Source organism: Betaproteobacteria bacterium (assembly GCA_016791345.1).
GTDB lineage: Bacteria > Pseudomonadota > Gammaproteobacteria > Burkholderiales > JAEUMW01 > JAEUMW01.
The window spans coordinates 1-1,647 of sequence record JAEUMW010000457.1; the positions used below are offsets into that span (position 1 = coordinate 1).

Here is a 1,647-nt window from a genome sequence, read left to right on the forward strand (position 1 = left end):
GTCTGTCCGATCCCCTCCGTCGCCTCGGTCTCGGCCGCGGAAGCGCCCAGGCGTCGCGCGTGTGCGAGCACGTCCGCCGCGATCTCGCGCAGCGCGTCGGGGCTGAAGGAGAAGCCGCTGGCTTTCGGATGATCGAGTGCGCTGAGAGCGGTCACGGGCGGGCGTCGCAGAGAATTTTGATCCGCTATCATACCAGCCGCGTTTCGAGGGACCGAGGCAGTGGCAGACGACGCAATCAGCAAGACACGGCGCAAGCGTGCCATGCACGACCTGCAGGATCTGGGAGAAGCGCTGGTCGACTTGAGCACTGAGCGGCTGGCTGCACTGGCTTTGCCGGAGCCGCTCGGCGAGGCGGTGCGCGAAGCTAGGCGGCTGAAAAGCTTCGGCGCACGCCGGCGACAGGCGCAGTACATCGGTCGTCTCATGCGCGAGGTCGACCCGGCGCCGATCCGCGCCCGGATCGACGCCTGGGAAGGCAACTCGCGGGCGCACGCGGCGTGGCTGCACGATCTGGAGCGCTGGCGTGAACGGCTCCTCACCGATGGACAGACGCTGACCGAGCTGGCTCAGAAGTTTCCCGGTGCGGATCTCCAGCATCTGCACACCCTGGTGCGCAACGCCCGCGACGACGCGGCCAGCGGCAAACCACCCAAGCACTATCGCGCGCTCTTTCGCGCGCTGAAGGAACTCATGCCGGAACCTGCTGCCGACGTGGAAGCACAAGGCTGACGGCGGTTCCCGGTTTCTTGGCTATACTCCACCGGACCCTCGGACACCATCCGCCATGCCTGCCGCCACCGACGACACGCTCACGCTCGGGCTCGTCTCCATCAGCGATCGCGCCTCCCTCGGCATCTACGAGGATGCGGGACTGCCCGCACTCGAAGACTGGTTCCTGAGAGCGCTGACGACACCGTTTCGCGTCGAGAAGCGGCTTCTGCCGGACGAGCAGGCGGCCATCGAAGCGACTCTCAAGGAACTGGTGGACGAGGTCGGCTGCAATCTCGTGCTGACCACCGGCGGCACCGGTCCGGCGGCCCGCGACGTCACGCCCGAGGCGACGCTCGCGGTGGCCGACAAGATCATGCCCGGTTTCGGCGAACAGATGCGTCAGGTCAGCCTCAGGTTCGTGCCGACCGCGATCCTGTCGCGACAGGTCGGCGTCATCCGCAAGCGGTCCCTGATTCTCAACCTGCCCGGGCAGCCGAAGGCCATCAAGGAGACGCTGGAAGGCGTGAAGGGCGCGCAGGGTGAGGAACTGGTGCCGGGCATCTTCGCCGCCGTGCCGTATTGCCTCGACCTCATCGGCGGACCGTATGTCGAAACACGCGACGAAGTGATCAAGGTGTTTCGCCCCAAGTCGGCGTTGCGACCGAAGTCCTGACCGACGCATTCGTTCACTGCCTCCGGAGCCTCGATGCCCCTCCTTCCCCATATCGAACTCGAGCGCGGCCGCGATCCCACCGCGAGCATCATCTGGATGCACGGCCTCGGCGCCGACGGCAACGACTTCGTGCCGATCATCGACGAGATGGAATTGCCGGTGCGGCCGATCCGCTTCATCTTCCCGCACGCTCCGGTGCGCGCAGTCACCATCAACGGCGGCTTCCAGATGCGCGCCTGGTACGACGTGGTGAGCGACGATTT

General features: G+C 66.4%; 4 protein-coding genes. 3 read left to right on the top strand and 1 reads right to left on the bottom strand.

Annotation, left to right across the window (positions count from 1 at the left end):
* A partial coding sequence (gene pmbA, locus JNK68_17055; GenBank protein ID MBL8542052.1) for a metalloprotease PmbA occupies window positions 1-155 on the bottom strand: 155 nt, incomplete at its 3' end.
* A 106-nt stretch (window positions 156-261) separates the two neighbouring features.
* Here pmbA and JNK68_17060 point away from each other — a divergent pair.
* From JNK68_17060 to JNK68_17070, 3 genes are all read left to right on the top strand, one after another.
* Window positions 262-729 carry a DUF615 domain-containing protein gene (locus tag JNK68_17060; GenBank protein ID MBL8542053.1) on the top strand — a complete coding sequence of 156 codons (468 nt, stop codon included), beginning with the start codon at window positions 262-264 and terminating at the stop codon, window positions 727-729.
* 55 nt (window positions 730-784) lie between these two features.
* Window positions 785-1,384, top strand: coding sequence for a molybdopterin adenylyltransferase (gene mog / locus JNK68_17065; GenBank protein MBL8542054.1), 600 nt, complete (start codon window positions 785-787; stop codon window positions 1,382-1,384).
* 33 nt (window positions 1,385-1,417) lie between these two features.
* On the top strand, window positions 1,418-1,647 hold a 230-nt coding region (locus JNK68_17070; GenBank protein ID MBL8542055.1), incomplete at its 3' end, for a carboxylesterase.